The organism is Streptomyces lanatus (genome assembly GCF_014655715.1).
In the GTDB taxonomy this organism is placed as follows: domain Bacteria; phylum Actinomycetota; class Actinomycetes; order Streptomycetales; family Streptomycetaceae; genus Streptomyces; species Streptomyces lanatus.
In genome coordinates, this window is sequence record NZ_BNBM01000011.1 from 291893 (window position 1) to 315152 (window position 23260).

The 23260-nt window shown below is 69.8% G+C and carries 25 protein-coding genes and 2 pseudogenes; 15 read left to right on the forward strand and 12 right to left on the reverse strand.

The window, feature by feature from the left end; all coding sequences use genetic code 11:
- Positions 1–50: 50 nt before the first annotated feature.
- From IE325_RS27910 to IE325_RS27920, 3 genes are all read left to right on the forward strand, one after another.
- A complete protein-coding gene (locus IE325_RS27910) occupies positions 51–824 on the forward strand; it encodes an alpha/beta fold hydrolase (protein WP_190072837.1) in 774 nt (257 codons plus the stop codon).
- Positions 825–901: 77 nt separating this feature from the next.
- Complete coding sequence (locus IE325_RS27915; RefSeq protein WP_190072838.1) at positions 902–1264, forward strand: ArsR/SmtB family transcription factor; 363 nt, start codon at positions 902–904, stop codon at positions 1262–1264.
- Positions 1257–1895, forward strand: coding sequence for an SRPBCC family protein (locus IE325_RS27920; RefSeq protein ID WP_190072839.1), 639 nt, complete (start codon positions 1257–1259; stop codon positions 1893–1895). The genes IE325_RS27915 and IE325_RS27920 overlap by 8 nt, the downstream gene beginning before the upstream one ends.
- Positions 1896–1916: 21 nt before the next feature.
- Here IE325_RS27920 and IE325_RS27925 read toward each other — a convergent pair whose 3' ends face one another.
- Both IE325_RS27925 and IE325_RS27930 read right to left on the reverse strand, forming a co-directional pair.
- Entirely contained in the window at positions 1917–2576 is a 660-nt protein-coding gene (locus IE325_RS27925) for a response regulator transcription factor (protein WP_190072840.1), read from the reverse strand.
- Entirely contained in the window at positions 2573–3760 is a 1188-nt protein-coding gene (locus tag IE325_RS27930) for a sensor histidine kinase (RefSeq protein ID WP_190072841.1), read from the reverse strand. The genes IE325_RS27925 and IE325_RS27930 overlap by 4 nt, the downstream gene beginning before the upstream one ends.
- Before the next feature lie 128 nt (positions 3761–3888).
- On the opposite strand from IE325_RS27930, the gene IE325_RS27935 reads away from it, so the two are divergent.
- Positions 3889–4485, forward strand: coding sequence for a DUF308 domain-containing protein (locus IE325_RS27935; protein ID WP_190072842.1), 597 nt, complete (start codon positions 3889–3891; stop codon positions 4483–4485).
- Positions 4486–4721: 236 nt separating this feature from the next.
- A pseudogene (locus IE325_RS27940) lies at positions 4722–5856 on the forward strand (glycoside hydrolase family 10 protein).
- Positions 5857–5915: 59 nt separating this feature from the next.
- Here IE325_RS27940 and IE325_RS27945 read toward each other — a convergent pair.
- Complete coding sequence (locus IE325_RS27945) at positions 5916–6605, reverse strand: lipoprotein (RefSeq protein ID WP_190072843.1); 690 nt, start codon at positions 6603–6605, stop codon at positions 5916–5918.
- Between the two features lie 91 nt (positions 6606–6696).
- Here IE325_RS27945 and IE325_RS27950 point away from each other — a divergent pair, with 91 nt between their 5' ends.
- Complete coding sequence (locus tag IE325_RS27950) at positions 6697–7488, forward strand: maleylpyruvate isomerase family mycothiol-dependent enzyme (protein WP_190072844.1); 792 nt, start codon at positions 6697–6699, stop codon at positions 7486–7488.
- Between the two features lie 31 nt (positions 7489–7519).
- On the opposite strand, the gene IE325_RS27955 is transcribed toward IE325_RS27950, so the two are convergent.
- Entirely contained in the window at positions 7520–8146 is a 627-nt protein-coding gene (locus tag IE325_RS27955) for an NADPH-dependent F420 reductase (RefSeq protein ID WP_190072845.1), read from the reverse strand.
- Positions 8147–8360: 214 nt separating this feature from the next.
- Here IE325_RS27955 and IE325_RS27960 point away from each other — a divergent pair, with 214 nt between their 5' ends.
- A complete protein-coding gene (locus IE325_RS27960) occupies positions 8361–8996 on the forward strand; it encodes a class I SAM-dependent methyltransferase (protein ID WP_190072846.1) in 636 nt (211 codons plus the stop codon).
- A 736-nt stretch (positions 8997–9732) separates the two neighbouring features.
- Here IE325_RS27960 and IE325_RS27965 read toward each other — a convergent pair.
- Both IE325_RS27965 and IE325_RS27970 read right to left on the reverse strand, forming a co-directional pair.
- Positions 9733–9939 carry an ester cyclase gene (locus IE325_RS27965; protein ID WP_229912079.1) on the reverse strand — a complete coding sequence of 69 codons (207 nt, stop codon included), beginning with the start codon at positions 9937–9939 and terminating at the stop codon, positions 9733–9735.
- Positions 9940–10258: 319 nt separating this feature from the next.
- A complete protein-coding gene (locus IE325_RS27970; RefSeq protein WP_190072847.1) occupies positions 10259–10474 on the reverse strand; it encodes a hypothetical protein in 216 nt (71 codons plus the stop codon).
- A 155-nt stretch (positions 10475–10629) separates the two neighbouring features.
- Here IE325_RS27970 and IE325_RS27975 point away from each other — a divergent pair, with 155 nt between their 5' ends.
- The gene (locus IE325_RS27975; protein WP_268256375.1) at positions 10630–11334 is read left to right on the forward strand and encodes a helix-turn-helix transcriptional regulator; all 705 of its coding nucleotides are present in this window, start codon (positions 10630–10632) and stop codon (positions 11332–11334) included.
- 690 nt (positions 11335–12024) lie between these two features.
- Here the strand turns inward: IE325_RS27975 and IE325_RS27980 are convergent.
- A complete protein-coding gene (locus tag IE325_RS27980; RefSeq protein ID WP_190072848.1) occupies positions 12025–12645 on the reverse strand; it encodes a TetR/AcrR family transcriptional regulator in 621 nt (206 codons plus the stop codon).
- Positions 12646–13046: 401 nt separating this feature from the next.
- Between IE325_RS27980 and IE325_RS27985 the strand changes: the two genes are divergently transcribed.
- The 3 genes from IE325_RS27985 to IE325_RS27995 all read left to right on the forward strand — a co-directional run bounded on the left by IE325_RS27985 (position 13047) and on the right by IE325_RS27995 (position 16688).
- A complete protein-coding gene (locus IE325_RS27985; RefSeq protein WP_190072849.1) occupies positions 13047–13847 on the forward strand; it encodes an SDR family oxidoreductase in 801 nt (266 codons plus the stop codon).
- Positions 13848–14334: 487 nt separating this feature from the next.
- Positions 14335–15210 carry an IS5 family transposase gene (locus tag IE325_RS27990; RefSeq protein ID WP_190072850.1) on the forward strand — a complete coding sequence of 292 codons (876 nt, stop codon included), beginning with the start codon at positions 14335–14337 and terminating at the stop codon, positions 15208–15210.
- 146 nt (positions 15211–15356) lie between these two features.
- A complete protein-coding gene (locus tag IE325_RS27995; RefSeq protein WP_229912081.1) occupies positions 15357–16688 on the forward strand; it encodes a lanthionine synthetase LanC family protein in 1332 nt (443 codons plus the stop codon).
- A 20-nt stretch (positions 16689–16708) separates the two neighbouring features.
- On the opposite strand, the pseudogene IE325_RS46270 reads toward IE325_RS27995, so the two are convergent.
- Both IE325_RS46270 and IE325_RS28000 read right to left on the reverse strand, forming a co-directional pair.
- A pseudogene (locus IE325_RS46270) lies at positions 16709–16951 on the reverse strand (hypothetical protein); the annotation flags it as partial.
- A gap of 40 nt (positions 16952–16991) precedes the next feature.
- Complete coding sequence (locus IE325_RS28000) at positions 16992–17207, reverse strand: hypothetical protein (protein ID WP_190072851.1); 216 nt, start codon at positions 17205–17207, stop codon at positions 16992–16994.
- A gap of 340 nt (positions 17208–17547) precedes the next feature.
- On the opposite strand from IE325_RS28000, the gene IE325_RS46700 reads away from it, so the two are divergent.
- Complete coding sequence (locus IE325_RS46700; RefSeq protein WP_268256374.1) at positions 17548–17679, forward strand: hypothetical protein; 132 nt, start codon at positions 17548–17550, stop codon at positions 17677–17679.
- A gap of 52 nt (positions 17680–17731) precedes the next feature.
- Positions 17732–17890, forward strand: coding sequence for a hypothetical protein (locus IE325_RS28010; RefSeq protein WP_190072852.1), 159 nt, complete (start codon positions 17732–17734; stop codon positions 17888–17890).
- Between the two features lie 775 nt (positions 17891–18665).
- On the opposite strand, the gene IE325_RS28015 is transcribed toward IE325_RS28010, so the two are convergent.
- Positions 18666–19412 (reverse strand): ABC transporter permease, encoded by a 747-nt coding sequence (locus IE325_RS28015; RefSeq protein ID WP_190072853.1) that lies wholly within the window; start codon positions 19410–19412, stop codon positions 18666–18668.
- A gap of 18 nt (positions 19413–19430) precedes the next feature.
- Positions 19431–20183, reverse strand: coding sequence for an ABC transporter ATP-binding protein (locus IE325_RS28020; RefSeq protein WP_190072854.1), 753 nt, complete (start codon positions 20181–20183; stop codon positions 19431–19433).
- Positions 20184–20445: 262 nt separating this feature from the next.
- Between IE325_RS28020 and IE325_RS28025 the strand changes: the two genes are divergently transcribed.
- Positions 20446–21672, forward strand: coding sequence for a sensor histidine kinase (locus tag IE325_RS28025; RefSeq protein ID WP_190072855.1), 1227 nt, complete (start codon positions 20446–20448; stop codon positions 21670–21672).
- On the forward strand, positions 21669–22343 hold the full coding sequence (locus IE325_RS28030; protein ID WP_190072856.1) for a response regulator transcription factor: 675 nt from the start codon (positions 21669–21671) through the stop codon (positions 22341–22343). The genes IE325_RS28025 and IE325_RS28030 overlap by 4 nt, the downstream gene beginning before the upstream one ends.
- A gap of 465 nt (positions 22344–22808) precedes the next feature.
- On the opposite strand, the gene IE325_RS28035 is transcribed toward IE325_RS28030, so the two are convergent.
- Positions 22809–23260 (reverse strand): DNA-directed RNA polymerase subunit alpha C-terminal domain-containing protein (locus IE325_RS28035; RefSeq protein ID WP_308437687.1); only part of this gene is annotated, 452 nt, incomplete at its 5' end.

A 23260-nucleotide genomic window follows, 5' to 3' on the forward strand; every position in this document is an offset into this window, starting at 1 on the left:
GGCCGGATACCGTACCGGTCAGTAACCGCAGCGCATGCCAGGAGGCGACCATGCCGCAGCTCGAAGTCGACGGCGCGACACTGACGTACGACGACGAGGGCCCCCGCGACGGCGAGGGTGTGCCCCTGGTGTTCGTGCACGGCTGGACGGCGAACCGGCACCGCTGGGACCACCAGGTGACGCACTTCGCCGAGAAGCGGCGCGTCGTCCGGCTCGATCTGCGGGGCCACGGGGAGAGCACCGGGGCGGGTGCGCGCAGGGTCGACGACCTGGCCGAGGACGTGCTGGCCCTCCTCGATCACCTCAAGATCGAGCGGTTCGTGATCATCGGCCATTCCATGGGCGGCATGATCGCCCAGACCATCGCGCTCGCCCACCCGGAGCGGGTCGAGCGCATGGTGCTGGTGAACTCCATCGGGAAGATGGCCTACAACCGCGGCCGCGCCCTGCTGATGTCCGCCTCGACCCTCGTCCCCTTCAAACTGTTCGTCGCCACCAACATCCAGCGCGCCTTCGCCCCCGGCTACCCGCGCGAGGAGATCCGCGAATACATCCGCGCCTCCGCCGGCACCCCGCGCGAAGTCGTCATGACGCTCTACGGCGCCATGCGCGCCTTCGACGTCCTGGACAAGGTCGGACAGATACAGGCCCCGACCCTCATGGTGCACGGCTACCACGACATCCAGCTGCCCCTGGCCCAGATGCTGCGCATGGCCAAGGCCTACCCGGACGCGGTGGTCCGCGTCCTGGACGCGGGCCATGAACTGCCGCTGGAGAAGCCCGCCGAACTGACGACGGCACTGGACCGGTTCCTCACCGCCTAGCTCGACAGACACCGCGACCGGGCCTCGGTCCATGGTCCTTATTTAAGCGTTGCCTTATATAAGTGGAGGCTGGCATAGTGAGGACCGTGCACGCCTTCGATGTGCTGGGTGATCCGGTGCGACGCCGGATATTGGAGCTGCTCGCGGCAGGCGAGCAGGCATCGGGCGACATCAGTGCCGTGATCCAGGACGAGTTCGGGATCTCTCAGCCGGCCGTCTCGCAGCACCTGCGGGTGCTGCGCGAGAGCGGCTTCGCGTCCGTGCGCGCGGAGGGCACCCGGCGGCTGTACGCCGTCGACGCCGCGCCGCTGCGGGAGGTGGACGCATGGCTGGAGAGATTCCGCGGTTTCTGGGAACAGCGGCTCGATGCCCTCGGAACGGAACTCGCGCGGGGCAAGCGCGAACGCAGACTCAGAAAGGAAGCGAACGAGGATGAGTGAGATCGTCGACGAGCTGAACCGTCTGCACCGACAGGTCGGTGTACGGCAGGTCGAGGCGGGCGAGGCCCGCACGGTGCTGCTGCGGCGCACCTACGACGCCGATGTCGCCGACGTGTGGGACGCGGTGACGTCGCCGGAGCGGATCAGCCGCTGGTTCCTGCCCGTCAGCGGGGAGTTCAAGGTCGGCGGGCGCTACCAGCTGGAGGGCAACGCCGGTGGCGAGATCCTCGACTGCCAGGAGCCGAGCAGACTGCGGGTGAGCTGGCTGTACGGGCCCGACCCGGGGTTCAGCGAGGTGGAGGTGCGGCTCACGGCGGAGGGCGAGGAGCGCACGGTGCTGGAGCTGGAGCATGTCGCGGTGGTGCCGGACGAGTTCTGGGGGCAGTTCGGGCCGGGAGCGGTGGGTGTCGGCTGGGACCAAGGGCTCCTAGGGCTCGGCATGCACCTCGCCGGGGGCGGGATGACCCAGGAGGAGGGCCAGGCGTGGCAGCTCTCGGACGAAGGGAAGGCGTTCGCGACGCGGTCGGGTGAGCTGTGGGGCGAGGCCTACGCGGCCTCGGGGGCCGCCGAGGAGGTCGTGACGGCCACCACGGCGGCGACGATCGCGGCCTATACCGGCGCCGCGTCCTAGGCGAATGAGTCGGAAGGCGATTCAGGGGTAGAGGCCGGCCCGGAAGGCGAAGGAGACCAGCTGGGCTCGGTCCCGGGCGCCGACTTTCGTCATGGCTCGGACCGCATGCGTCTTCACGGTGAACGGTGACACGGACATCTGGGCCGCGATCTCGTCGTTGCCGAGACCGCTCGCGACCAGAACGACCACGTCCCGCTCCCTGGGGGTCAGAGCACTGAAGCGGCGCAGCAGTTCCTTGTCGATCAGCGGGGGCGGACTGTCGGTCATGTGACCAATGAGCGCGGCCGTCGCGGCGGCCGACAGCGCACCGCCACCACCCACGACCTCGGTGATTCCGGCGACGAGTTCAGCGGGGCTCATGGTCTTGCTCAGGAAGCCGTTGGCGCCCGCGCGCAAGGCGGCGAGGACGATGTCGTCCTGGTCGAAAGTGGTCAGCACGATCACCCGCGTCTTCTCGGGCGGATGCTCCGCGCGGATCCGGCGGGTGGCTTCCACACCGTCGATGCCGGGCATCCGGATGTCCATCAGCACCAGGTCGACGGGATACTCCCGGAGGAAGGGGACGACCTGGAGCCCGTCGGAGAGATCCCCCGCCACGACGAGACTCGGGTCGAGCCGGAGCATCGCCCGGATCCCGGCCCTGATCTCGTCCTGGTCGTCGACGATCAGAATCCGTGTCATCGGACGACCTCTCCCAGCGGGCTGAACTCCGCGTGGACCCGGAATCGCCCGTCGTGACTGTCGATCGTCAGCCGTCCGCTGGAGGACTCGACGCGTTCGCGCATCCCCACGAGTCCGAGTCCGCTGCCCGGGTCGGAGCCGTGGGGTGAGTGACCGACGCGGTTCTCCACGGTGACGCGGATCCTGCCGTCGTGCTCGCGGACATCCACCGTGGCCGTCCCCTCCCCGTGCCGGTAGGCATTTGTGAGCGCTTCCTGGACGACCCGGTAGACCGTCACGCCGACGCTCGGCTCCACGAAGCCGGCCGGGATGTCGATGGAGGGCCGGACGTCGAGGCCGATGCTCTCGAAGGAGGCGATGAGTCCTTCCAGGCCGCTCAGCGCCGGGGTCGGCCGGAGCGCCTCGTCGCCGGAGACGTCGTCGCCGAGGCGGAGGAGCGCGAGGATGCGCTGCGTCTCGACGACGACGGTACGGGCGCTGGACCTGGCCGAGACGAGGGCTTGCCGGGAGGACTCGGCGTCCTCGGGCAGCCCCATCTCCGCCACACCGAGGTGCACGCTCAGCATCGCGACCTGGTGGCCGATGACATCGTGGAGGTCCCGGGCGATACGGAGACGTTCCTCGGTCACTCGTCGGGTGGCTTCGATCTCGCGGGTGGCGATGGCGATCTCGGCCCGTTCCTCCAGGGTCCACCAGTGCTCCCGATGGATGCGGAGCGCGGCCCCCGTCGCACCTCCCGCCATGGCCGAGAACAGGGCGGCGGCTCCCACGACGGCACCGCCACGGAACCCTCCGACCGTCATGAACGCCCCCAGGAAGGACGCCGCCACGATGCCGGTCGCGACCAGCGGCTGCTTTCCCCCGAGGGTGACCGAGAACAGTACGAGCACCGCCATCATCCACACCGACAGGGGGTCGTGGCCCACCGCCGTGACGGCGAAGGACGCCGCACTCGTCACGACCAGCCCTGCCCACGGCCTCCACCACGAGAGGGCGACACCACCACCGGCGAGGAGCACGGACAGAGCCGTCGGCCAGTCCGCCCCCCTCACCATCGCCGCCACGATCTGCCCGGTGAACACCAGCCCTGCCACCGCATAGGCGACCCGGTGCAGCACCTCGGGGTGGCGGACCCACAGTGGTGCCGCGGGTCGCCCGTCCTGATCGTTGTGCGCCTTGGCCATGACCCGATTCTCGTTCACGGATTCTTCGGCCGCGTACTTCGTTCGAAGTACGCGGCCCCTCCCGATGCCGCTGAGACTCATCGGCGAGGCACCCGCCTCACACCGTCACGCTCACAACGGGAGACCCGATGACGCAGTCCACCGCGACAACTCCGACAGCCTCGGCCACGACGACGCCCTCCGGGCTCCCGTCGCTCCACCTGATCCGGGTCGTCTTCTCCCTGATCTGGGTGGCACTGGTCTTCGCGACCTCCGCCTCGCTCGTGTCGACGGACAGTCCCACGGCGATCGCGGCCGTGCTGCTCGTCGTCTACCCCCTGTGGGACGTGATCGCCACGGTCCTGGAGCGTCGCCTGGCCGGCACCGGCTCCACGAGCCGCGTCAGTACCGTCAACATTGGCCTCGGCCTCGCCACCACCGCCGGAATGATCGTCGCCGTCGTCTCGACCATCGGGACGGCTCTGCTCGTGTTCGGCGTCTGGGCCCTCCTGTCCGGAGCCCTGCAGCTCGTCGTGGCGATACGGCGCCGGCGCACCGTCGGTGCCCAGTGGCCGATGGCCATCAGCGGCGGACAGTCCGTCCTCGCCGGTGCCACCATCGCCGCCACGTCCGCCTCGGCGACGAGCAACCTGTCCACCGTGGCCGGATACTCGGCGTTCGGCGCCTTCTGGTTCCTGGTCTCCGTCATCGCCCTGAGCATCCGCGGCCGACGCGAGAAGCGTTGACCGTCGCCGTTGGAACCACTGCCTCTCCAGTCGACTCCTGTCGGTGGTTGTGCGGCCTGTTGACGGCTGAGGATGCCGCTTCTCTGTTCTGCCGCGACATTCGGAAATCCGTCCGAAACTTTTGAAGCAGGGTAGAAGAAGCAGAAGGGGACATGATGGCAACCCCCACATCCATCGAGCCGCCTCCTGAGCGCCGGCCCCGGCGTTCGCGCACCCGCACCGCACTCGCTCTCGGTATGGCCGGCCTGCTGGCCTCGGCCGGTGTCACCGCCCTCACGGGCACCGCCGAGGCCGCGAGCACCCTTGGCGCGGCGGCCGCCGAGAAGGGCCGCTACTTCGGCGCGGCCGTCGCCGCCAACCACCTGGGAGAGGCGCCGTACGCCTCGACGCTCAACACCGAGTTCAACTCGGTGACGCCGGAGAACGAGATGAAGTGGGACGCCACCGAGCGCACCCGCGGCAGCTTCACCTTCGGCTCCGCCGACCAGATCGTGAACCATGCCCAGAGCCGGGGCATGAAGGTCCGCGGCCACACACTCGTCTGGCACTCGCAGTTACCGAGCTGGGTCGCGGGACTCGGTACCGCCGACCTCAGATCGGCGATGAACAACCACATCACCCAGGTCATGCAGCGCTACAAGGGCAAGATCCACTCCTGGGACGTCGTCAACGAGGCATTCCAGGACGGCAACAGCGGCGCCCGCCGCAGCTCGCCCTTCCAGGACAAGCTCGGCAACGGCTTCATCGAGGAGGCGTTCCGCACCGCCCGCGCCGCGGACCCGGCCGCCAAGCTCTGCTACAACGACTACAACACCGACGGCGTCAACGCGAAGAGCAATGCCGTCTACAACCTGGTCAGGGACTTCAAGTCCCGTGGCGTGCCGATCGACTGCGTGGGCTTCCAGTCCCACTTCAACAGCGCCTCACCCGTTCCGTCCGACTACCAGGCCAACCTCCAGCGCTTCGCCGCTCTCGGCGTCGACGTACAGATCACCGAGCTGGACATCGAGGGCTCGGGCACGGCCCAGGCCAACAACTACGGCAATGTGGTGCGGGCCTGCCTCGCCGTCTCGCGCTGCACCGGCATCACCGTCTGGGGCGTCACCGACAAGTACTCCTGGCGCGCGAGCGGCACACCGCTGCTGTTCGACGGCAACTACGCCAAGAAGCCCGCGTACGGCGCGGTGCTGAGCGCACTCGGCGGCTCCCAGCGGCGCCTGTACGGCGACGTACAGCAAGGCCGAGGAGTGGAGTGACCGCTTCAACGGCAAGGTCACCATCACCGCCGGGAGTTCGGCCATCGGCGGCTTCACCGTCATGAAGAACGGCAACAGCGCGGCCCCGGCGGTCGGTTCCTGCACGGCGTCCTGACCGGTTCCGGATGGGTTCGGAGTCCGGCGCGGGCGCCCGCGCCGGACTGCCGACCTCGTTCAGGCGGTGCGCAGCGTCCGCTTGGCGAGCTCGTACGCCGGCAGCATCGCCCGGTGCTCGTCGGTGTCCATCCCGCCGAGGTGGATGACGACCGGGCCCTGCTTCGTGGTGACGGCCAGCGCGGACTCCTCCTTCGTCTCCTCCAGGAGCTCGCTCGTGACCAGGTACTTCACCTCGGTACCGGTGAGCCCGCCCGCCTCGAACGCGCTGTACTTGGCCTTGCTCACGCCCTTCTCCGCTGTGAGGAATGCCTCCAGCACGGCTCGGGCGTCGTCGTCACCCGCCTTGCCCTTCCAGACACGGATGAAGCCGATGTTCCCCGCCGGCTTGGCGTCGACCTCGCAGGCGGCGACGACCGGGTCCTGGCGCAGGATCGCGTCTAGCACCTCCTGGGCCGCCTCGCCCCCGCCCTCCGTGGAACCCTCCTCCCCGGTGTCGATGGCCTCCGCCTCCCAGTCCTCGGCGATGTCGAACGTCACGGGAAGCGGGCACGCCGAACCGGCCGCGCCGATCGTGCCCCCGCTCTTCACCGCCGTATCGCCCGCATCCGATGTGCCGTCCGCGGCCGCGTCGGCCGACGCCGACGTCCTCGCGTCGTCCTCCGCCGCCCCCGAACAACCCGTCAGCACCACGGCCAGCAAAGCCACCTGGGCCAGCCGACGTCGTACGGATCCCGCCCCCACCAGCATCTTTCCCGCTCCCCTCCCGATCTTGCTCAGGCGGCACACAGTATCCGAGACCACTGACAGCGCCGACCGGGCCCTGCGGCATCATGAGGCGATGACCTCGCTGACCTTCGAGCGCCACTGCGACGAGATCGTCTCCCAGACCGAACAGCTCACCGCGCACGTGCGCGACGCGGACATGAAGGCCCCGGTGCGCACCTGCCCCGGCTGGAACCTCGGCCAGCTGCTGCGGCACGTGGGCGGTGACCACCGCTGGGCGGAGGAGATCGTCCGGACCCGGTCCACCGGGCCGGTCCCCGACGGCCTGGTCAACGACCTCACCGCCTACACCGACGAGGACGCCGCCGTCCTGATCCCGTGGCTCACCGAGGGCGCGGCCCGCCTCAGCGCCACCCTCCGCGCCGCCGGACCCGACGCCCGGGCATGGAACCCCTCCGAGGAGGGGTCGGCGCCGGTGGCGTTCTGGGCGCGGCGCATGACGTACGAGACCGTCGTGCACCGCGCGGACGCGGCGCTGGCGGCCGGGGCCGTGTTCGTGCTCGACGACGATCTCGCCGTCGAAGCGGTGGAGGAGTGGCTGGAGTACTCCACCTTCCCCGAGGCGTTCGAGCACCGACCGGACCTGCCCGACCTGCTCGGCCCCGACCGCACACTGCACTTCGACGCCGCCGACGCCGGACAGTGGCTCGTCGACCTCACCGGCGAACGGCCCGTCTGGCGCCCGGGATCCGACGAGGCCACCGCCACCGCACGCGGCCCGGCGACGGATCTGCTCCTCTACTTCTACAAGCGCCCCGCACCCGCCATGGAGATCAAGGGCGACGAGGCACTGCTCGACCTGTGGCGGACTCGCGCGGGGTTCTGGCTGGAGGCGCCGGAGGGGTGAGCCAGACAGCGGGGGTGGCGGCCGCGTGGGCTTAGCCGGCGGTGCGCGTCACCACGTTGATGTTGAACGCGTGTGCGCCCAGACCACCCGCGATGCCCATAAAGAGCAGCGCGAAGTGCTCCTGCCCGCGTGCCGTGGTGATGCCCCCGATGTCGAGCTGGGACGACGTTGGCCAGCCCAGGTCGGTGAGCAGGCGGCCGGTGGTGCGCTTGGCCTCGGGGTCGTCGCCGGAGAGGAAGACGGTGCTGGGGCCGTCGAGGCTGTCCGGGGCGATCATGACCGTGGAGTCCATCGTGCACAGTGTCTTGACGACGGGGGTGAGGGGAAATGCCTCCTGGATCTGTTCGCCCAGGCTGCTGTTGGGGTGCGAGAGCTCGGTGTAGTCGTCGGAGAGACCGACGCCCACGTCGATCAGGAGCTTGCCCGCGAGCACCGTTTCCCCGATGGAGCGCAGCACCTCCACCGAGACGGTCCCCGGGGTGGCGTTGACCAGTACCTCCGCGTGGGTCGCCGTCTCGCCGAGGCCCGCCACCGGCAGGCCGAGGCCGGTCCGTTCCTTCGGTTCACGCGAACCGAGCAGCACATCGTGCCCTGCGGTCCGCCAGCCGTGGGCCAGCGCTCGTGCGACATTGCCGGTGCCGAGAATTCCTATACGCATGGTCCGACGCTATGCGGGGGCGCGACCCGGTGGATCGGGCGGCGGACCCGGATGGACCGGCACCAAGGTCGTACTCCTGAGGCCTCACTCACGCCAGGATTTGCCGAAATGGCAATCCTCTTTGTCGTCTGTCGAAGTGTCCCGCAGGCTTCATGAGCAGGGGACCGGGCTGCCGCCCGAGTCCCGTCCACGCACCTGCGCATCCGGAGGCGACATGACCGAGACCCATCCCCAGACGGCCGCCGACTTCTGGGAGGCCCGCTACCGCGACGGCGGTCGGTTGTGGAGCGGTCGGCCCAATTCGCTGCTCGTGCGCGAGGTCAGCGACCTCCCGCCCGGCCGGGCCCTCGACCTCGGATGCGGCGAAGGGGCCGACGCGGTGTGGCTCGCCTCGCGCGGCTGGCGGGTCACCGGCGTCGACATCTCCCACACGGCACTGGAGCGCGCCGCTCTGCATGCCGCCGAGGCCGGCGTCGGCGACCGTACGGTCTGGGAACGCCACGTCCTGGGCGAGACGTTCCCCGTGGGCCCGTTCGACCTGGTCAGCGCACAGTTCCTGCAGTCGCCGGTCGAGCTGGACCAGCAGCGGGTCCTGCGGCAGGCCGCCGACGCCGTCGCGGCGGGCGGCACCCTGCTGGTCGTCATGCACGGGGGCTGGCCGTCCTGGCAGACCGAGCCGCCCTTCGATGCGGAGTTCCCGACGTTGCAGAGCGTCCTCGACGAACTCGCGCTGCCGGAGGCGGATTGGACCGTGGAGACGCTGGAGGCCGTGCGCAGCCCGCACAGGTCCCCCGACGGCGAGGAAGGCTTCCGGTACGACAACGTGTGGCGCATGCGCCGCGCCGCCTGACGTACCCGGCTGCACCGACACCTCGCCTAGTGCCCGGCGTATGGCCTGACTTGTCTACCGCTCCATATTCATGCAGGTCAGGGCCATGCTTCGCGATGAAGTAAACGCTTCAGGTCGATTCCGGGTCGAATTCACTCTCGCGTATCGTCTGCCGCGCCCCAACTGTCGGGGATAGGAAGGTCATTTCGGGCGCTCTGTGGATGTAAGGGTGGTTGGAAGGTGGAGGGCGGCAGGGGCGGAGAGTTTCGAGCGCACTCACAAGTACCGTCCGGTGTGTCCTTTGCGGAGCGGGCTGATGCAACGTGGCAGCCACGGGTTGGATCCGGTGCCACTCAATGGACTTGTTTCCGATGACGCATCATGTGGAGTGCGTCGCGATCCTTGAACCGGTGGCTAAGGGCTCCTGACCTGCGGTTTTGCTCGCGCGCATTATGTGCGGTGTGGGCGTTACGGGCGATATCTTGACGCTGAAATGACGCTCGTGACGCTCATATGACGCTCGTTCTGATGGGGTGTCAGGCGTGTTGGAGTGCTGGTCGGGCGACCTGTGGCGGCGGGGAAAATGGGTGGCTCTTCTGCTAAAGGGGCCCCTGCGTCCCGACGGAACGCGGGATCCCGGGACAGCCATATCGACGCGGCGTGCGGCACGTTGGTTCGGGTGGTGAGCGTCAGAGATTCGAGAGTCCCCGATAGCCCTCCTTGTGAGCCGGCGTACGTTCCATCCTGAGGGCATGGCTCACATGGCGTATTCGACGATCTCGAAAGAGGCGCCGGAGGGCGGAACGCCGAGCCACTCCTTCACCGGGGTGCCGGTGTTGGTCGCGCGCACGGCGATCCGGTCCCGGTCGAACAGCAGCTCCTTGACCTCCCGGTCGAGGTCTGGAACGGCGTCGATTTCGTGCTTCAGGACCGGGATGACGTCGTCGGCGATGAACTCGTCCATGCCGGCGAGCTCGTGGCGTTGAGCGCCGCCACGTAGCGCAGGTACCACTCCTTGAGGGCCGGGTCGGTCATCAGGTTCTCCTTTTGGGTCGTCGGTCCCGCGAGGGGGCCGTCGGGAAGCCGCGGGGACTGGTGCCCCGCTCGACTCACCGCTGACGTTAGGAACGGCGATGGTGGCCGCCCAGAGTCCTCTTGAGCCCGGGGGGTGACAGGGCACCCCCTGAGGAACGTCCTGCTTGGTGGCGGAAGCTTCGGAACCGGGCGCGTCAGCGAGTCCGGCCGTGCAGGTGACGTTCACCATCGCCTCATGAGGGTGACCGTCACCGGCACAAGGCCGAGAGCAGTGCGGCGCCCGCGATCGCCGCGATACCGCCGATGAGCAGTGGCGTGCTGTCCGTGGCGAGGTCGACGACAATGCCGCCGACGACCGCGCCGAGGGTGCTGCCGAGGTTGGAGGCGGTCACAAGGACCCCGCCGATCTGCTCCAGCTGTGTCGGCCGGGTCCGGGATCCCCAGCTCATCAACGTGGTCGGCACACCGCCGAACCCGAAACCCATACCGCTGCCGCGGTGAACAGGCCGCCCATCGAACTGCTGGCAACGAACATGAGGAGCATCCCGACGCCGACTACTCCCGGGAACAGGAGCACGCCCACTCGGGGGCGCACGGTCGGCCAGGGGGCCGCTGAGAGCTGTGCCGAGGAAGAGAGCGATGCCGAAGACGAGCAGCAGCACGGCGAAGCCACCACTGTCGATCCCGGACAGGCTCTCGGCGGCCGGTCGAGGAAGTGGCCATGCTCGCCGGCGTCAGTGCGGACTACTACCTGCAACTGGAACGGGGCCGCGACCGTAACCCGTCACCCCAGGTGCTCGAGTCGATCGCTCGCGTCCTGCACCTCGACGACGAGGCCCTTGCCCATATGCTCACGCTCGTCACGGACGTTCCCCGCCGGCGCAGGCGCCGACCGCGTCAGCGGACTCCGCCGCCGGGCGCGCTGAAGCTGTTGGCTTCCCTCGTCCAGCCCGCGTACATCGAGAACCGGTACTTCGACGTACTGGCGTCCAACGCCCTGGCCCGAGCCGTCGACCCCCGTCTGACCGTCGGTGGCAACCAGCTCCGGGAACTCACCGGAGAGCTCACACCGGCCAGCCCCCGGTTCCGTCAGCTCTGGGCCAAGCATGAAGTGCGGGGGCAGACCGGGGGCGTCGTACGTTTCGACCACCCACAGGGCGGGGACCTCGCGCTCAACCGGGAGCGCATGAGCATCGCCGGTGCCGAGGGCATGATGCTTGTCGTGTTCCACCCGGAACCCGGATCCAGCGACGCGGACAAGTTGAAGCTACTGGCCTCTGCAGCCATGCCCTCCCCGACCACCTCGCACAAGGAACTCGCATGACCACGATCGGAATCATCGGAGCAGGCCACGCATCCGGGCCACGATCCTGCTGCACAGGAGCCGGCCCGCCGGGGCCCCGGACCGCCTGGCGCTGCCGGTCTCGAGCGACTTCCCCGAGGCGGTCGAGCTGGTGACCCGGCTCAACGACCAGTTCGGGTACGACATCGTCGACAGCGGCCCGTTGAGCGAGTCCTGGCGGTTCGGCCCCGGTACCCCCGCGTGGCGCCGTGCCGATGGTACGAGGGAGGGGGGACAGGGCCGCGAGGAACTCGTCCGCAACCTGAAGGCAGCGACCCGGCCGCGACCGGAACAGTAAATGTTCTTGGCCGGCTTCGCGGAGACCCTGGCGGCCGGCGTCGACCCGCCGTGGGGTGACAAGAACCCAGGCGGAGTGTCCCTGTTCGGGTAGGGGCGAAGGCGGTACGGGCACCCTCTCGCGGATCATGGGAGTGTCGAAGTCGCATGAACACTCGCCAAGTCCGTGCCTGCTCCCGCACATCCCTCGTGCCCGTGGCGCCGCTGCTCGAGGTGCGGGTGCTGGGCATCGAGGAGACCCACCGGGGACACACGAAGTGGGAACAGGACCACCACCGAGCTGACTTGGCGCGAGTACATCACCCACGTGGCCATCGACATGTCGGCCACCCGAAAGCCAGGCCGCACCCGACTAGCTGGAACGCCCTGTGTGCGTCAGTCGCGCGTCCGATTTGGCAGCCAGCATTCCAGTGCCGTGTCGGCGATGTCCTGGAGTTCGTCGCGGCCGAGACCGCTGGCGGCCTGGACGGCGATGCCGAACGCCACCGTCATGATGTATCGGGCGAGCCGTCGGGGGTCGGCGTCGCGCGGCAGATCGCCCTCGTCGACGGCCCGCTGGAAACGCTCCTCAACGCGTAGAGCCGAACTGTTCCGCCACTCGACCAGCATGTCGTGCGCCGGCCGCCCCACTTCGCTCGACGCCAGCGCGCCCTGCACGCCCAGGCATCCCTCGGGGCCGCCGGGGCGCGTCGTGGTCCGAACCGCCCCGCGGAGAATCGCCTCGGCCACAGCTCGCGCGGTCGGCTCCTCCAGGGCGCGCATCCCGTAGTCGGCCGGGCCCTCGGTGTAGCGCTCCAGAGCTCTGCGGAACAGTTCCTTCTTGTCGCCAAAGGCTGCGTACAGGCTTGGCTTCGTGATGCCCATGGCCTTGGCCAGACAGGTGAGGCTGACCCCCTCGTATCCCCGTTCCCAGAACACCTGCATGGCGCGCTCGAGCGCCTCGTCGATATCGAATTCCCGAGGCCGACCCATGACGACGCTCCGTGAACCAGCCATCTCTGCAGCGTACTCCACCCCCTGAGCAGCGATCGGTACCGAATTCCGTACCGATTGGAATGGAATCTTGTGCCCTCGGCTCCTCCTCCCGGCGGCAGTCGTCACGGAGGTTCGTGGAAGGCGTCATCGCAGGTCGATCGCCGTCCGAGTGCACGTACTCCGCGGTTCGGGGTGACGCGGAGGTCGGCCGGTCGGTCACGCGGGAGCACCTGCTGTCGGTGGTTTCCCGGGGCTGCGTGCGGCACGGCCCGCGTCGCTCAGGTGACAACTTCTATTCCACTCGGAATAGAAGTCTCAGAGTCGAGGTTCCCCCTTCGAGGCAGCTGCCCCGACGAGAGCGCGGGAGCCTCCCACGTCATCAGTACCTATCACCGCCCGATCCAGGGCGAAGGAAAGGCATCATGTCTGACACCGACCTGCGCGACATCGAAGCGCTCGACGCCCGTAAGTCCGACGGCATCGCTGTTGTCACCGGCGCCAGCCGCGGCATCGGGGCGGCGATCGCCAGCCGTCTCGGCGCCGACGGGTACACAGTCGCAGTCCACTACCGCCAGGACGAGGCTGCCGCGGCCGACGTCGTCGGGAAGATCATCGCGGCCGGTGGCACGGCGTTCTCCTTCGCCGCCGACCTGGCCGAACCCGACACCGGCACCGCCTTCTGGGCTGCCTACGACGCGGCAGCGGGCGCGCTGCGCGACGTGCCCGTGCGGGTGCTGGTGAACAACGCCGGGATCGTCGTGAACGGTGTCATCGAGGAGACCTCCGCCGAGGACTTCATCCGCCTGCAGCAGATCAACACCACCGCGCCGTTCCTGATCATCAAGGCCGCCCTGCCGCGCCTGGCCGACGGCGGACGCGTGGTGAACGTCTCCACGGGCGCCACCCGCATCCCCATACCCGGCATCATCGGATACACCATGTCCAAGGGAGCCCTCGAAGCTCTCACCCTCCCGCTCGCCCAGCACCTCGGCCCACGCGGCATCACCGTCAACGCCATCCGCCCCGGCACCACCGACACCGACATGAACGCCGACTGGTTGCGCGGTAACTCCGAGGCTGTCGCCAACATCGTCGGGCTGCGCGCGCTCCGCCGCATGGGAGGACCCGCCGACGTCGGCGACGTCGTCGCCCTTCTCGCCTCCCACGACGCCCGGTGGATCACGGGCCAAATCATCGACGCCACTGGCGGCGAGCGCCTGTAGGCGGTACCCCTCCGGGGACACGGGCGAGATCCGAGTCGCGACACAGCCGACACCCGACGAGAACCCGGCCGCCGGTCGGGCTCTCGGAGGTGCGGTGACTCCGGGTGGGGCGAGGGTCGGTTGCGGGCGTCACATTCCGGGTTGTCGTATGGCCTGGGCGTCGATCAGGTAGTTCATCTCGTAGAAGCGTCCGTCACGGACCTTGTGCGGGCTCGTTCTGATGGAATGTCAGGCGTGGTGGGATGCGGGCGTGTTGGGATGCTTGCCAGGCCGTCCGTAGTGGCCGGGGAAACAGGTGGCTCGTCCGCGGAACGGGGCCCTGCCTTGGCCGGTGGGCCCAGGCCAGCGGGATCGACGCGGCATGCGGCATGCCGGTCAGGGCGAGCGTCAGCGGCCCGGCGTTCGCGGGGCTGCGAAGGATTGGCGCGGCGGACCGATCCAGGCCGTGTATCGAAAGTGGATCTTGGACTGTGAATGATCACAGTTCATGGGTCGGGGTGATCTCACGGACGAGCAGTGGGCGGTGTTGGAGCCGTTGCTACCGAAGGGTATGAGGGCGGGGCGGCCGCCCGTCCGGTCCCGGCGGCAGTTGATCGACGGCATACGCTTCCGAGTTCGGACCAGGGTTCCGTGGCGGGACGTCCCCGTCGAGTACGGACCGTGGGGCCGGGTCTACGACCTCTTCCGCAGGTGGCAGCGGAACGGAACCTGGCAGCAGATCCTTACCCGGCTCCAGTCCCTGGCCGACGCGAAGGGTGCGATCACGTGGGACCTGACCGTCGACTCCACGGTCTGCCGCGCCCACCAGCACGCGGCCGGAGCCCGAAGGCAGGGTGGCCTGCAGAAGGAACCACCGGGCGGTGTCTTCGCCGAGCCCGGAGACCACGGACTGGGACGCTCACGCGGCGGGTTCACCACCAAGCTGCACCTCGCCGTCGAACAGGGCCAAAAGCCCATGTCGATCGTGATCACGGCCGGGCAACGCGGGGACTCGCCGCAGTTCGAACCCGTACTGGAGAAAGTCCGCGCGCCCCGCATAGGGCCGGGCCGGCCACGTGTCCGTCCCCGTCGGGTCCGCGCCGACAAGGCGTACGCCTCCCGCAGAAACCGCGCTTACCTGCGGCGCCGCGGAATCCGCTGCACCATCCCCGACAAGGCCGACCAGGCACGCAACCGCCAGAAGCTCGGCTCCCGCGGCGGCCGACCACCACGTTTCGACCCGGCCGACTACCGCAAGCGCCACGCGGTCGAGTGCGGGATCAACCGCCTCAAGAGGCACCGCGCCGTCGCCACGCGCTACGACAAGCTGGCGGTCCGCTACGAGGCGACCGTCCTGATCGCTGCTATCAACGAGTGGCTGTGATCGGCACCCGTCGCGCGACGGCCTCGAAGCAGGGCTGCGTGACCTGAAGGCGGCCGCGGAAGCCGGTACTCAGGACCGCCGGAACCGACAGACCGGCGACACCCCGCCGAACGGGCTGCTCATCCGGGGGGTTGTAGCGTGACCGGATGAGGAGCGACGTATATCGGGACGTGGGCGAGGCCGCCTGGTCGTGGGTGCTGGACCACGTGCGCGAGGCCGAGGGCCCATGGCTCGTGCAGGCGGTGGTGGAGGGCGGTCCGGAAACCGTGTCGCCGCCACAGGACCGCGATTCGCTGTACGCGGGGATCGCCGGCTTGGCCCCGGTGCTGGCCGAGATCGCGCAGTACCGGGAGCTGAGCGCGCGGGAAGCGGCACTGGCGACCGGCATCGTGACCAGGCTGTCGGCACAGGCCGGGCAGCGAACGGAACCCTCGCTGTACGACGGCCTCGCAGGCGACGCAACGGCGCTCAGACTGCTCGCCCCGGGCGAGGAAGCGGTGGCAATGCGGCGGCTGGCCGCCCTGACGACCGGCGACGGATGGAAGACCACCCTCGATTTCGAACCGGGCTCCGACGCGCCCCTCACCGACGTCATCATGGGGACCGCGGGCGTCGTGATGACGGCGGTCTGGGCGAAGAGCGAGTTCGCAGAGGCGATCGCGACCACGGGAGGCGAGGCGCTGCTGCGGGCGGCGGACCGTACGGAAGCGGGCCTCGACTGGGGCATGACGCCGGGGAGACCGTCGAGGGCACCGAACTACTCGCACGGAACCGCCGGCATCGCGGCCGCACTGGCGGTCGCGGGCACCGCCCTGGACCGTCAGGACTTCATCGAGGCCGCGGTGGAAGGCGCCCGGCACGTCCTCTCGGTGGGGTCCTTGGAGGACGCCGGTTTCGTCGTCCCGCACACGATCCCGCCGTCGAAACGGGAGGTGGAACCAGTGACGTACACGTGGTGCCACGGCCCGGCGGGCACCTCGCACCTGTTCACCGCACTGGCGCACGCAGGGGTCGTCGAGGTGGCGGGCCATGACGTCGACGAACTACGGCACCGCTGTATGACCTCGATCCTCACCTCGGGCCTGCCGCAACGCCTCCGTCCCGGCTTCTGGGACAACGACGGCCGCTGCTGCGGAACGGCAGGCGTCGGAGACGTCCTGCTAGACGCCGCCCAGGACTGCCGGGCGCCGCAGCGGAGGCAGACCCTGCTGCGGGCCGCGCACCGGATGGGCGATGCGCTGGTCGACCGGGTCATCAGGGATGATTCGGGCGCCCGTTGGCGCTTTCTGGAACACCGCGAGGACCCGCCGCTGCTGCCGCCCCAGACGACGTGGATGCAGGGCGCGGCAGGCATCGCGGCCTACCTCCTGCGCCTCGCCCGGTACGGCGAGAGCGGCCCCGACGCCCCGGTCGTGGACCGCCCGGACCAGTGGTGGGCCGTGCCGGCGCACCTGCGGAGTACTCGCACGGACTCATGAGCGAGTGGTGGCCTCATTCGCAGCACCTCAACGGGACCGAAGGCGCCGGCAGCCTGGTCCGGGTACTCGCGGGAGGGGGGAACCGCATGGACCGGCGTGGAGGGGAACGCACGTTCAGCCTGCCGCTGGAGACGCCTGACCTTCATGTCATTGACGGGCTTGCACGGGTAGCCCTCCAGCATCCCTCCGTAGGTCCAAGACATTCGCAGCTCGGTGAGTTCGATCGAACATCCAGACGAGAGGGCTATGTGGCTCAGTGACATGCCGACACCCTATGTGCAAGATTCACTTCCGATACACGGCCTAGTCAGTCCCGCGGTCCAGGACGCGGCGGGCCGCTTCGGCCTCTGCTGCCGGCGGTGACAGTTCGTCCAGGGTGTCGAGCTCATCATCCGCTTCCAGTTCCCGTTCCCAGGCCGCCGCAAGGCGTTCTTGCTCCTGGCGCGGTTTGGCGCCGATGGCCTCGCGCGACTTGGGGTCCAGGGCTGCCAGGAATCGTCCGACCGGGTCCGTGGTCATACGGTGCTCCTTGCCGCAAGAAGGGGTGACGCCCTGCCCCAGCATGACTGAACACTCACCCGCCTGCCGCCTGACACTGCCGGGGAACACCCCGTTGGCCTCTTCGCGGCCGGATCAGAGGCGGCTGGCAGACCAACACGGATCAGCGCGAGTGCCGGGCCGAGCAGCTTCTCGCCGTCGGGTCTGGAGCCCATGTCCGGTTGCTGCACCCCGAACGGAAGCTGCCCCACCCGCACCGCCGCCGAGGTCGTCTACAAGGTCGAGGGCATCGGCAGCGCGCACTGCCAGGGTGTCGTGTGTCGTCACCGATGCCGTGCGTGCTTTCGATGGCGTCACGGCCGTGGAGCTCGAGATCGGGACCGGGCTGGTCACCGTGACGACTGCCGCCGAGGCCGGTGAGGCGTTCGACGCGCTGATCGCCGCGACCGTCGACGAGGCGGGCTACGACTTCGCGGGCCGCGTGCCCGCGTGAACCCCTGACCGTGCCGGGTGTCACCCGGCCCCGGCCCGGTCACCCCCCTTCAATGCCCGCGCTGACGAACGGATTCAGCGCCGCGTTCCTCGACGCCGCGATCATCGCGGCTGTCGGCGGAATCGTCACCCTCCTGGCCATGCGCACCGAGAGGTCCGTCGCGGCAGCGCAGCCCCAGCCGCAGGCGGAAGAGCGGATGGGCGTCAAGTAGGGGAACGCCGCCGTAAGCGGTACGGAAGCAACCACACCACGGCGTCCGCTGTCCCGCCGGGGCGGCGGACGCCTAGCCCTCGAAGGGATCCGACGATGATGCGATGGCCGACGCCGTCCGGCCGTCGGGGAACGCAGGAAGAACCAGCGGCCTCCTGGGCCGCACTGTGCAGAGGGGCCGATCATCCCCTGACGCGTATGGCGGCTGTCGCCCTGCTCCAGGCCCTGGCCTCGTATCTCGGCGAAGCTCGGTCGGCGAACTGTTCCTGCCCGACCTCCCGCGGCTGAGGGCACGGAGCGGGGTCGGTCATGCGGCCGGTCGGCGGCTCCAGCCGTGCGTGTGGCGGCCCCATAGGGTCAGGGCCGCTCGAGTTTCACGGCGACCGCGGCCATAACAACTCCCCGAGACCCAGCCCGTCCGGCGTGGCGCGAAGAGCAGCGCGCCAGTCGGACCCGCCGGTGCGGCGATGCCGACGGCCACAAGTGGGAGAGGCCGCAGTCCAGGACGGTCTCGAACGGCGCGCCGAGATCGGCCGGTTCGCGGTCGTCATGGCGTAGGAAGCGCGCCGTGGGCCGCGAGCCCGTGCCTTGTCCTCGACGGTGCACAGGGCGCGGGCGACGAGCAGCATCTGCGCTGGTTCGTCCGGGCCACGGTGGACGAATGCGGCCGTCTTCCTTACGATCCGGCTCCCGCCGGGAAGGGCAGACGCGGCGCTTTCCCGCCGTTTCGACGTCCGGCATTCGCGCGCATCCCGCAGCGGCTCTGAACTGCTGGGTCAGGACACGTCGCGGCGTACGCTCGTGGTGACGGCGAGTACCGCGAAAACGACGGTGTAGACGGCGAGGACGGCGCCGCCGCCCCAGCGCGGCAGCAGGTCCGCGGTCGTCATGGCCTCGGTCCCGGCGCCGAGCGCCCGCCCGGCGTTGAACGGCAGCCAGCGGGCGAGGTCGCCGATCAGCTGGCCGACGATGCCTTCGACGAGGGCGACCCACGCCAGTGCGACGGCGACCGCGCCGACGAGGCTGCGGACGAGCGCGCCGACCCCCACCCCGATCGCGGCGAACGCCGCGTTCCAGGAGATGCCGCCGCCGATCGTGGTCCACATCGACGAGTCCGACCACTCGAAGGACACTCCCTTGTCCGCCCACCAGGCGGCGGCGACGCCGAGACCGACGAGGCTGCTCAGCACGCCGGACACCGCGCCGAGGACGCCGTGGACGACGAGCTTGGCGCCGATGACGCGGCCGCGTGCGGGAGTGCTCAGATAGGTGTCGGTGATCGTCTTGTGCCGGTACTCCCCGGCGACCGCGAGGATCCCGAAGACCAGCGTGAGGATCGAGGTCACGCCCACGTGCGCGAGCGCGCCGCTCTGCGCGGCCGTGTCGAGCGCTTTGTCGGTGCCGGTGGAGACCACCAGGCCGCTGACACCGGCGATCATCAGCAAGGGAGATGCGGCCAGGAGGAGCCAGGGGCTGCGGACCGTGCGCAGCTTCAGTGCTTCGGTGCGGATCAGGGTGTGCATGTCGTTCGTTCCTCGCGCTCAGCGGTGGGCCGGTGCCGTCGTGGCGCCGGTCGCGGGGTCGGTGTCCGGGGCCGACGTCAGCCGGAGGAACGCGGCTTCGAGCGTCTCCCCCTTCGCGGTCAGCTCGGTCAGCGGTCCCGCGTAACGCAGCGTGCCGCCGGCGAGGATGACCACGCGGTCGACGGTCTGTGCCACCTCGCTCAGTACATGGCTGGACATCAGCACCGTGTGGCCCTCATCGGCCAGGTCGCGCAGCAGATCCCGCAGATCGGCCATGCCGGCCGGGTCCAGCCCGTTGGCGGGCTCGTCCAGGACGAGCACCTTCGGTTCGCCGAGCAGGGCCGCGGCCAGTCCCAGCCGCTGGCGCATCCCCAGCGAGTAGCCGCCCACGCGTCGGTGCCCGGAATCGGCCAGGCCGACCCGGTCCAGCACCTCCTCGACCCGCGAGCCCGGGATGCCTCCGGCCAGGGCGAGGATCCGCAGGTGATCGCGGCCGCTGCGGCCGGGGTGGAAACCGGTGGCCTCGAGGACCGCGCCGACGGCCCGCCTCGGCTCCGTCAGCTCGGCGTATCGGCGGCCGTCGATCAGGGCCCGGCCCGCGGTGGGCGTCACCAGGCCCAGGAGCATGCGCAGTGTGGTGGTCTTGCCGGCCCCGTTCGGACCGAGGAACCCGGTCACGACTCCGGGCTCGACGTCGAAGGTCAGGTCGTCGACCGCGGTCACCGTGCCATACCGCTTGGTCAGGCCGTCGATCGTGATGCCGCCGCTCATCGCGTCCGCCGGCACGGGATCGGTGGAATGGTCGCGTACATCGAAGGTCTTCCCTTCCCAGGTGCCAATGACTTGCTCTCGGCGCCCGGCATCGGGCGCCGACATCACCCTCCCGGGCCCGGCGTCGCGCGTCGTCGGGTCGGCACGGTAAGCGCGGCTACCGCGGACGCGGTGATCACGAGGACGGCTACCGCGCCCGCGGTACGTCCGGCTGCCGCGCAAGACCGACGGCGGTCCGTGGGAGGCCGCCTATCGTGAAGGCATGAACCCCCTCGCCCACCTGCGTCAGGCCGGCCGTCGGCATGCGCACCTGGCGGACGCGGCGATCGCCCTGGCTGTCTTCGCCGCCACCCTGCTCACCGCCTTCGCGGGGCGTTCTGCGGCGGCCGGGGGCCACAGCACCGCGGCGATCGTCGCCGCCGCGCTCGGCTGCGGCGTGCTGATCGGGAGGCGACGGCGCCCGCTGGTCGCCCTGGGGGTCAGCGCGGCGGCCGCGGAAGTCTTCCTCGCCGAGAGCGGCGGCAACAGCGGGGTACTGATCCTGCTCGCCCCGTTGATCGCCCTCTACACCGTCGCCGATCTGGTCGAACGCCGCCCCGGTCTGATCCTGGGCAGCGCAGCGGTGGCAGCGCTCGCCCTCCTCCACGTCGTGCACAAGCCGGCGTTGCTCGGCCCGCAGAACCTCGCGTTCATCGCGCTCGGCGGCCTGGCGATCGCGGCCGGAGACTCCTCTCGCAACCGCCGTGCCTACCTCGCCGAGGTCGAGCGGCGCGCCGAGCGCGCGGAACGGGAGCGCGAGCTGGACGCGCGGCGCCGGATCGCCGAGGAGCGGCTGCGCATCGCCCGCGACCTGCACGACGCCGTGGGGCACCAACTCGCGCTCATCAGTGTGCAGTCCAACGTCGCCGGGCAGGCCCTCGCCAGCGATACGGCGGCGGCGGGCGAGGCCATCGCCCATGTGAAGGCCGCCAGCCGCAAGGCCCTCGGGGAACTGCGCGACACCGTCAGCCTGCTACGACAGCCCGGAGACCCCGCCGCCCCCACCGCGATCCCCGCGCCAGGACTGGACGGCCTCGACGAACTCCTCGCCTCGCTGCGCACCTCCGGCCTGGGCATCGACCTGCGCGTCGACGGCAAGGCGGTACCCCTGGCACCCGCGGCCGATCTCACCGCGTACCGCGTGATCCAGGAGTCACTGACCAACGTCTACAAGCACTCCAGCCGACAGCAGGCACGCCTGACGCTCAGCTACGACCGGCACGAACTGCGCATCAGCGTCGACGACCCGGGAGGCGAGCGCACCGCCGACGGGCATGCCGACGCCGCCCGCCCGGTGCCGGCCGGTCGGCACGGCATCGCCGGCATGCGCGAACGGGTCCTGGCACTCGGCGGGCACTTCACCGCCGGCCCGCGCCCGGGCGGAGCGTTCCAGGTGATGGCGGACCTGCCCTACCAGCCCCTCGACCTCGCCCCGGAGCCCGCGCCGTGACCATCCGTGTAGTCATCGCCGACGACCAGCCCCTCGTGCGCACCGGTTTCAAGGCCCTGATCGAGCCGGCGCCGGACCTGGAGGTGGTCGGTGAGGCCGGTGACGGACGCGAGGCGGTGCGACTGGCCAAAGCCGCGCAGGCGGACCTGGTGCTGATGGACATCCGCATGCCGGTCCTGGACGGCCTCGCGGCGACCCGCCTGATCACCGGGGACGAGGACCTCGCCGGGGTGAAGGTCCTGATCCTGACCACCTTCGAGATCGACGAGTACGTCTTCGAAGCACTGCGGGCCGGGGCCAGCGGCTTCCTGGGCAAGAGCGCCGACGCGGAGGAGCTCCTCCAGGCGGTCCGCACGGTCAGCCGCGGCGACGCACTGCTGTCTCCCGCCGCGACCAGAACCCTCATCAGCCGCTTCCTCGCCACTCCCGCCGCACCGCAGCCCCTGGACGAGGCGGCCCGTCGCGGTCTGGACGCGCTCACCGGGCGCGAACGGCAGATCACCACACTCGTGGCGACCGGTCTGTCCAACGACGAGATCGCCGCGCAACTCGTCCTCAGCCCCGCCACCGTCAAGACCCACGTCAACCGAGCCATGGTCAAGGTCGGCGCCCGCGACCGTGCCCAACTCGTCGTCTTCGCCCACCGCAGCGGCCTGGCCGAATCGCTGTAGCGCGAGGCTCCAGCGCATGCGACTCCAACGCCGCGCAGGGGTGGTACCCGGCGACTTGACTGTTCTCCATGCCGCTCGGGCGGGAGTGCCGGCTCGCGCGGTGGCGTCAGGCGGGTTGTGGGGTCGTGCGTCGGGCGCCCCAGTGGCGGGTACGTCGTCGCCCGACAGCCTGCCTATGACGTAGATGACGAACGAGACCGTCGTGACGTAGGGGCTGATGGGGATGCTGCTGCCCAGGGCGAGCAGGATGCCGCCCTCGATCGAGAGCACGGCGAACGTCACGGCGGGGATTCCGGTGGGGGTGGGGACGGCGGTGGGGGTGGCAGTGGGGGCGACTGACCTTCACAGGCTCCTCCACCGCAGTGGACAGCGCACTGGAGCGCCGGCGCGTATGTTCGGGATCTTGATCCGCTCAGTCGGTTACCGGCCATGCCGAACCCCCGCCAGCCCCCAGGAGCGCAGCGTTCAGTACTGCTCGGTCTCCACGAAGCCCGCGTCCGCGTTGTCGTCCGCGCCGAAGGCAGCGGCGGTCGGGTCGAACCCGGGCGGGCTGTCCTTCAGGCCCAGGCCCAGGCCGGCCAGCTTCGCCTTGACCTCGTCGATGGACTTCGCACCGAAGTTGCGGATGTCCAGCAGGTCCGCTTCGGAACGCGCCAGAAGCTCACCCACGGAGTGGACGCCCTCACGCTTGAGGCAGTTGTACGACCGAACGGTGAGCTCCAGCTCCTCGATCGGCAGTGCCAGATCAGCGGCAAGGGCTGCGTCCGTCGGGGACGGGCCCATGTCGATGCCCTCGGCGTCGATGTTGAGCTCACGGGCAAGCCCGAACAGCTCGACCAGCGTCTTACCAGCCGACGCCATGGCGTCACGCGGACGCATCGCCTGCTTGGTCTCGACGTCGACGATCAGCTTGTCGA

Excerpts from the sequence above, each read along its gene's own strand:
- IE325_RS27930 (WP_190072841.1), bottom strand. The coding sequence starts at position 3,760 with ATGGCCAAGGCGCACAACGATCAGGACGGGCGACCCGCGGCACCACTG.
- IE325_RS27925 (WP_190072840.1), bottom strand. The coding sequence starts at position 2,576 with ATGACACGGATTCTGATCGTCGACGACCAGGACGAGATCAGGGCCGGG.
- IE325_RS27980 (WP_190072848.1), bottom strand. The coding sequence starts at position 12,645 with ATGGCTGGTTCACGGAGCGTCGTCATGGGTCGGCCTCGGGAATTCGAT.
- IE325_RS27935 (WP_190072842.1), top strand. The coding sequence starts at position 3,889 with ATGACGCAGTCCACCGCGACAACTCCGACAGCCTCGGCCACGACGACG.
- IE325_RS27920 (WP_190072839.1), top strand. The coding sequence starts at position 1,257 with ATGAGTGAGATCGTCGACGAGCTGAACCGTCTGCACCGACAGGTCGGT.
- IE325_RS28015 (WP_190072853.1), bottom strand. The coding sequence starts at position 19,412 with ATGCACACCCTGATCCGCACCGAAGCACTGAAGCTGCGCACGGTCCGC.
- IE325_RS28020 (WP_190072854.1), bottom strand. The coding sequence starts at position 20,183 with ATGAGCGGCGGCATCACGATCGACGGCCTGACCAAGCGGTATGGCACG.
- IE325_RS27965 (WP_229912079.1), bottom strand. The coding sequence starts at position 9,939 with ATGGACGAGTTCATCGCCGACGACGTCATCCCGGTCCTGAAGCACGAA.
- IE325_RS27990 (WP_190072850.1), top strand. The coding sequence starts at position 14,335 with ATGGGTCGGGGTGATCTCACGGACGAGCAGTGGGCGGTGTTGGAGCCG.
- IE325_RS27945 (WP_190072843.1), bottom strand. The coding sequence starts at position 6,605 with ATGCTGGTGGGGGCGGGATCCGTACGACGTCGGCTGGCCCAGGTGGCT.
- IE325_RS27955 (WP_190072845.1), bottom strand. The coding sequence starts at position 8,146 with ATGCGTATAGGAATTCTCGGCACCGGCAATGTCGCACGAGCGCTGGCC.
- IE325_RS27950 (WP_190072844.1), top strand. The coding sequence starts at position 6,697 with ATGACCTCGCTGACCTTCGAGCGCCACTGCGACGAGATCGTCTCCCAG.
- IE325_RS27910 (WP_190072837.1), top strand. The coding sequence starts at position 51 with ATGCCGCAGCTCGAAGTCGACGGCGCGACACTGACGTACGACGACGAG.
- IE325_RS28010 (WP_190072852.1), top strand. The coding sequence starts at position 17,732 with ATGCCCGCGCTGACGAACGGATTCAGCGCCGCGTTCCTCGACGCCGCG.
- IE325_RS28025 (WP_190072855.1), top strand. The coding sequence starts at position 20,446 with ATGAACCCCCTCGCCCACCTGCGTCAGGCCGGCCGTCGGCATGCGCAC.
- IE325_RS27985 (WP_190072849.1), top strand. The coding sequence starts at position 13,047 with ATGTCTGACACCGACCTGCGCGACATCGAAGCGCTCGACGCCCGTAAG.
- IE325_RS27995 (WP_229912081.1), top strand. The coding sequence starts at position 15,357 with ATGAGGAGCGACGTATATCGGGACGTGGGCGAGGCCGCCTGGTCGTGG.
- IE325_RS28000 (WP_190072851.1), bottom strand. The coding sequence starts at position 17,207 with ATGACCACGGACCCGGTCGGACGATTCCTGGCAGCCCTGGACCCCAAG.
- IE325_RS27960 (WP_190072846.1), top strand. The coding sequence starts at position 8,361 with ATGACCGAGACCCATCCCCAGACGGCCGCCGACTTCTGGGAGGCCCGC.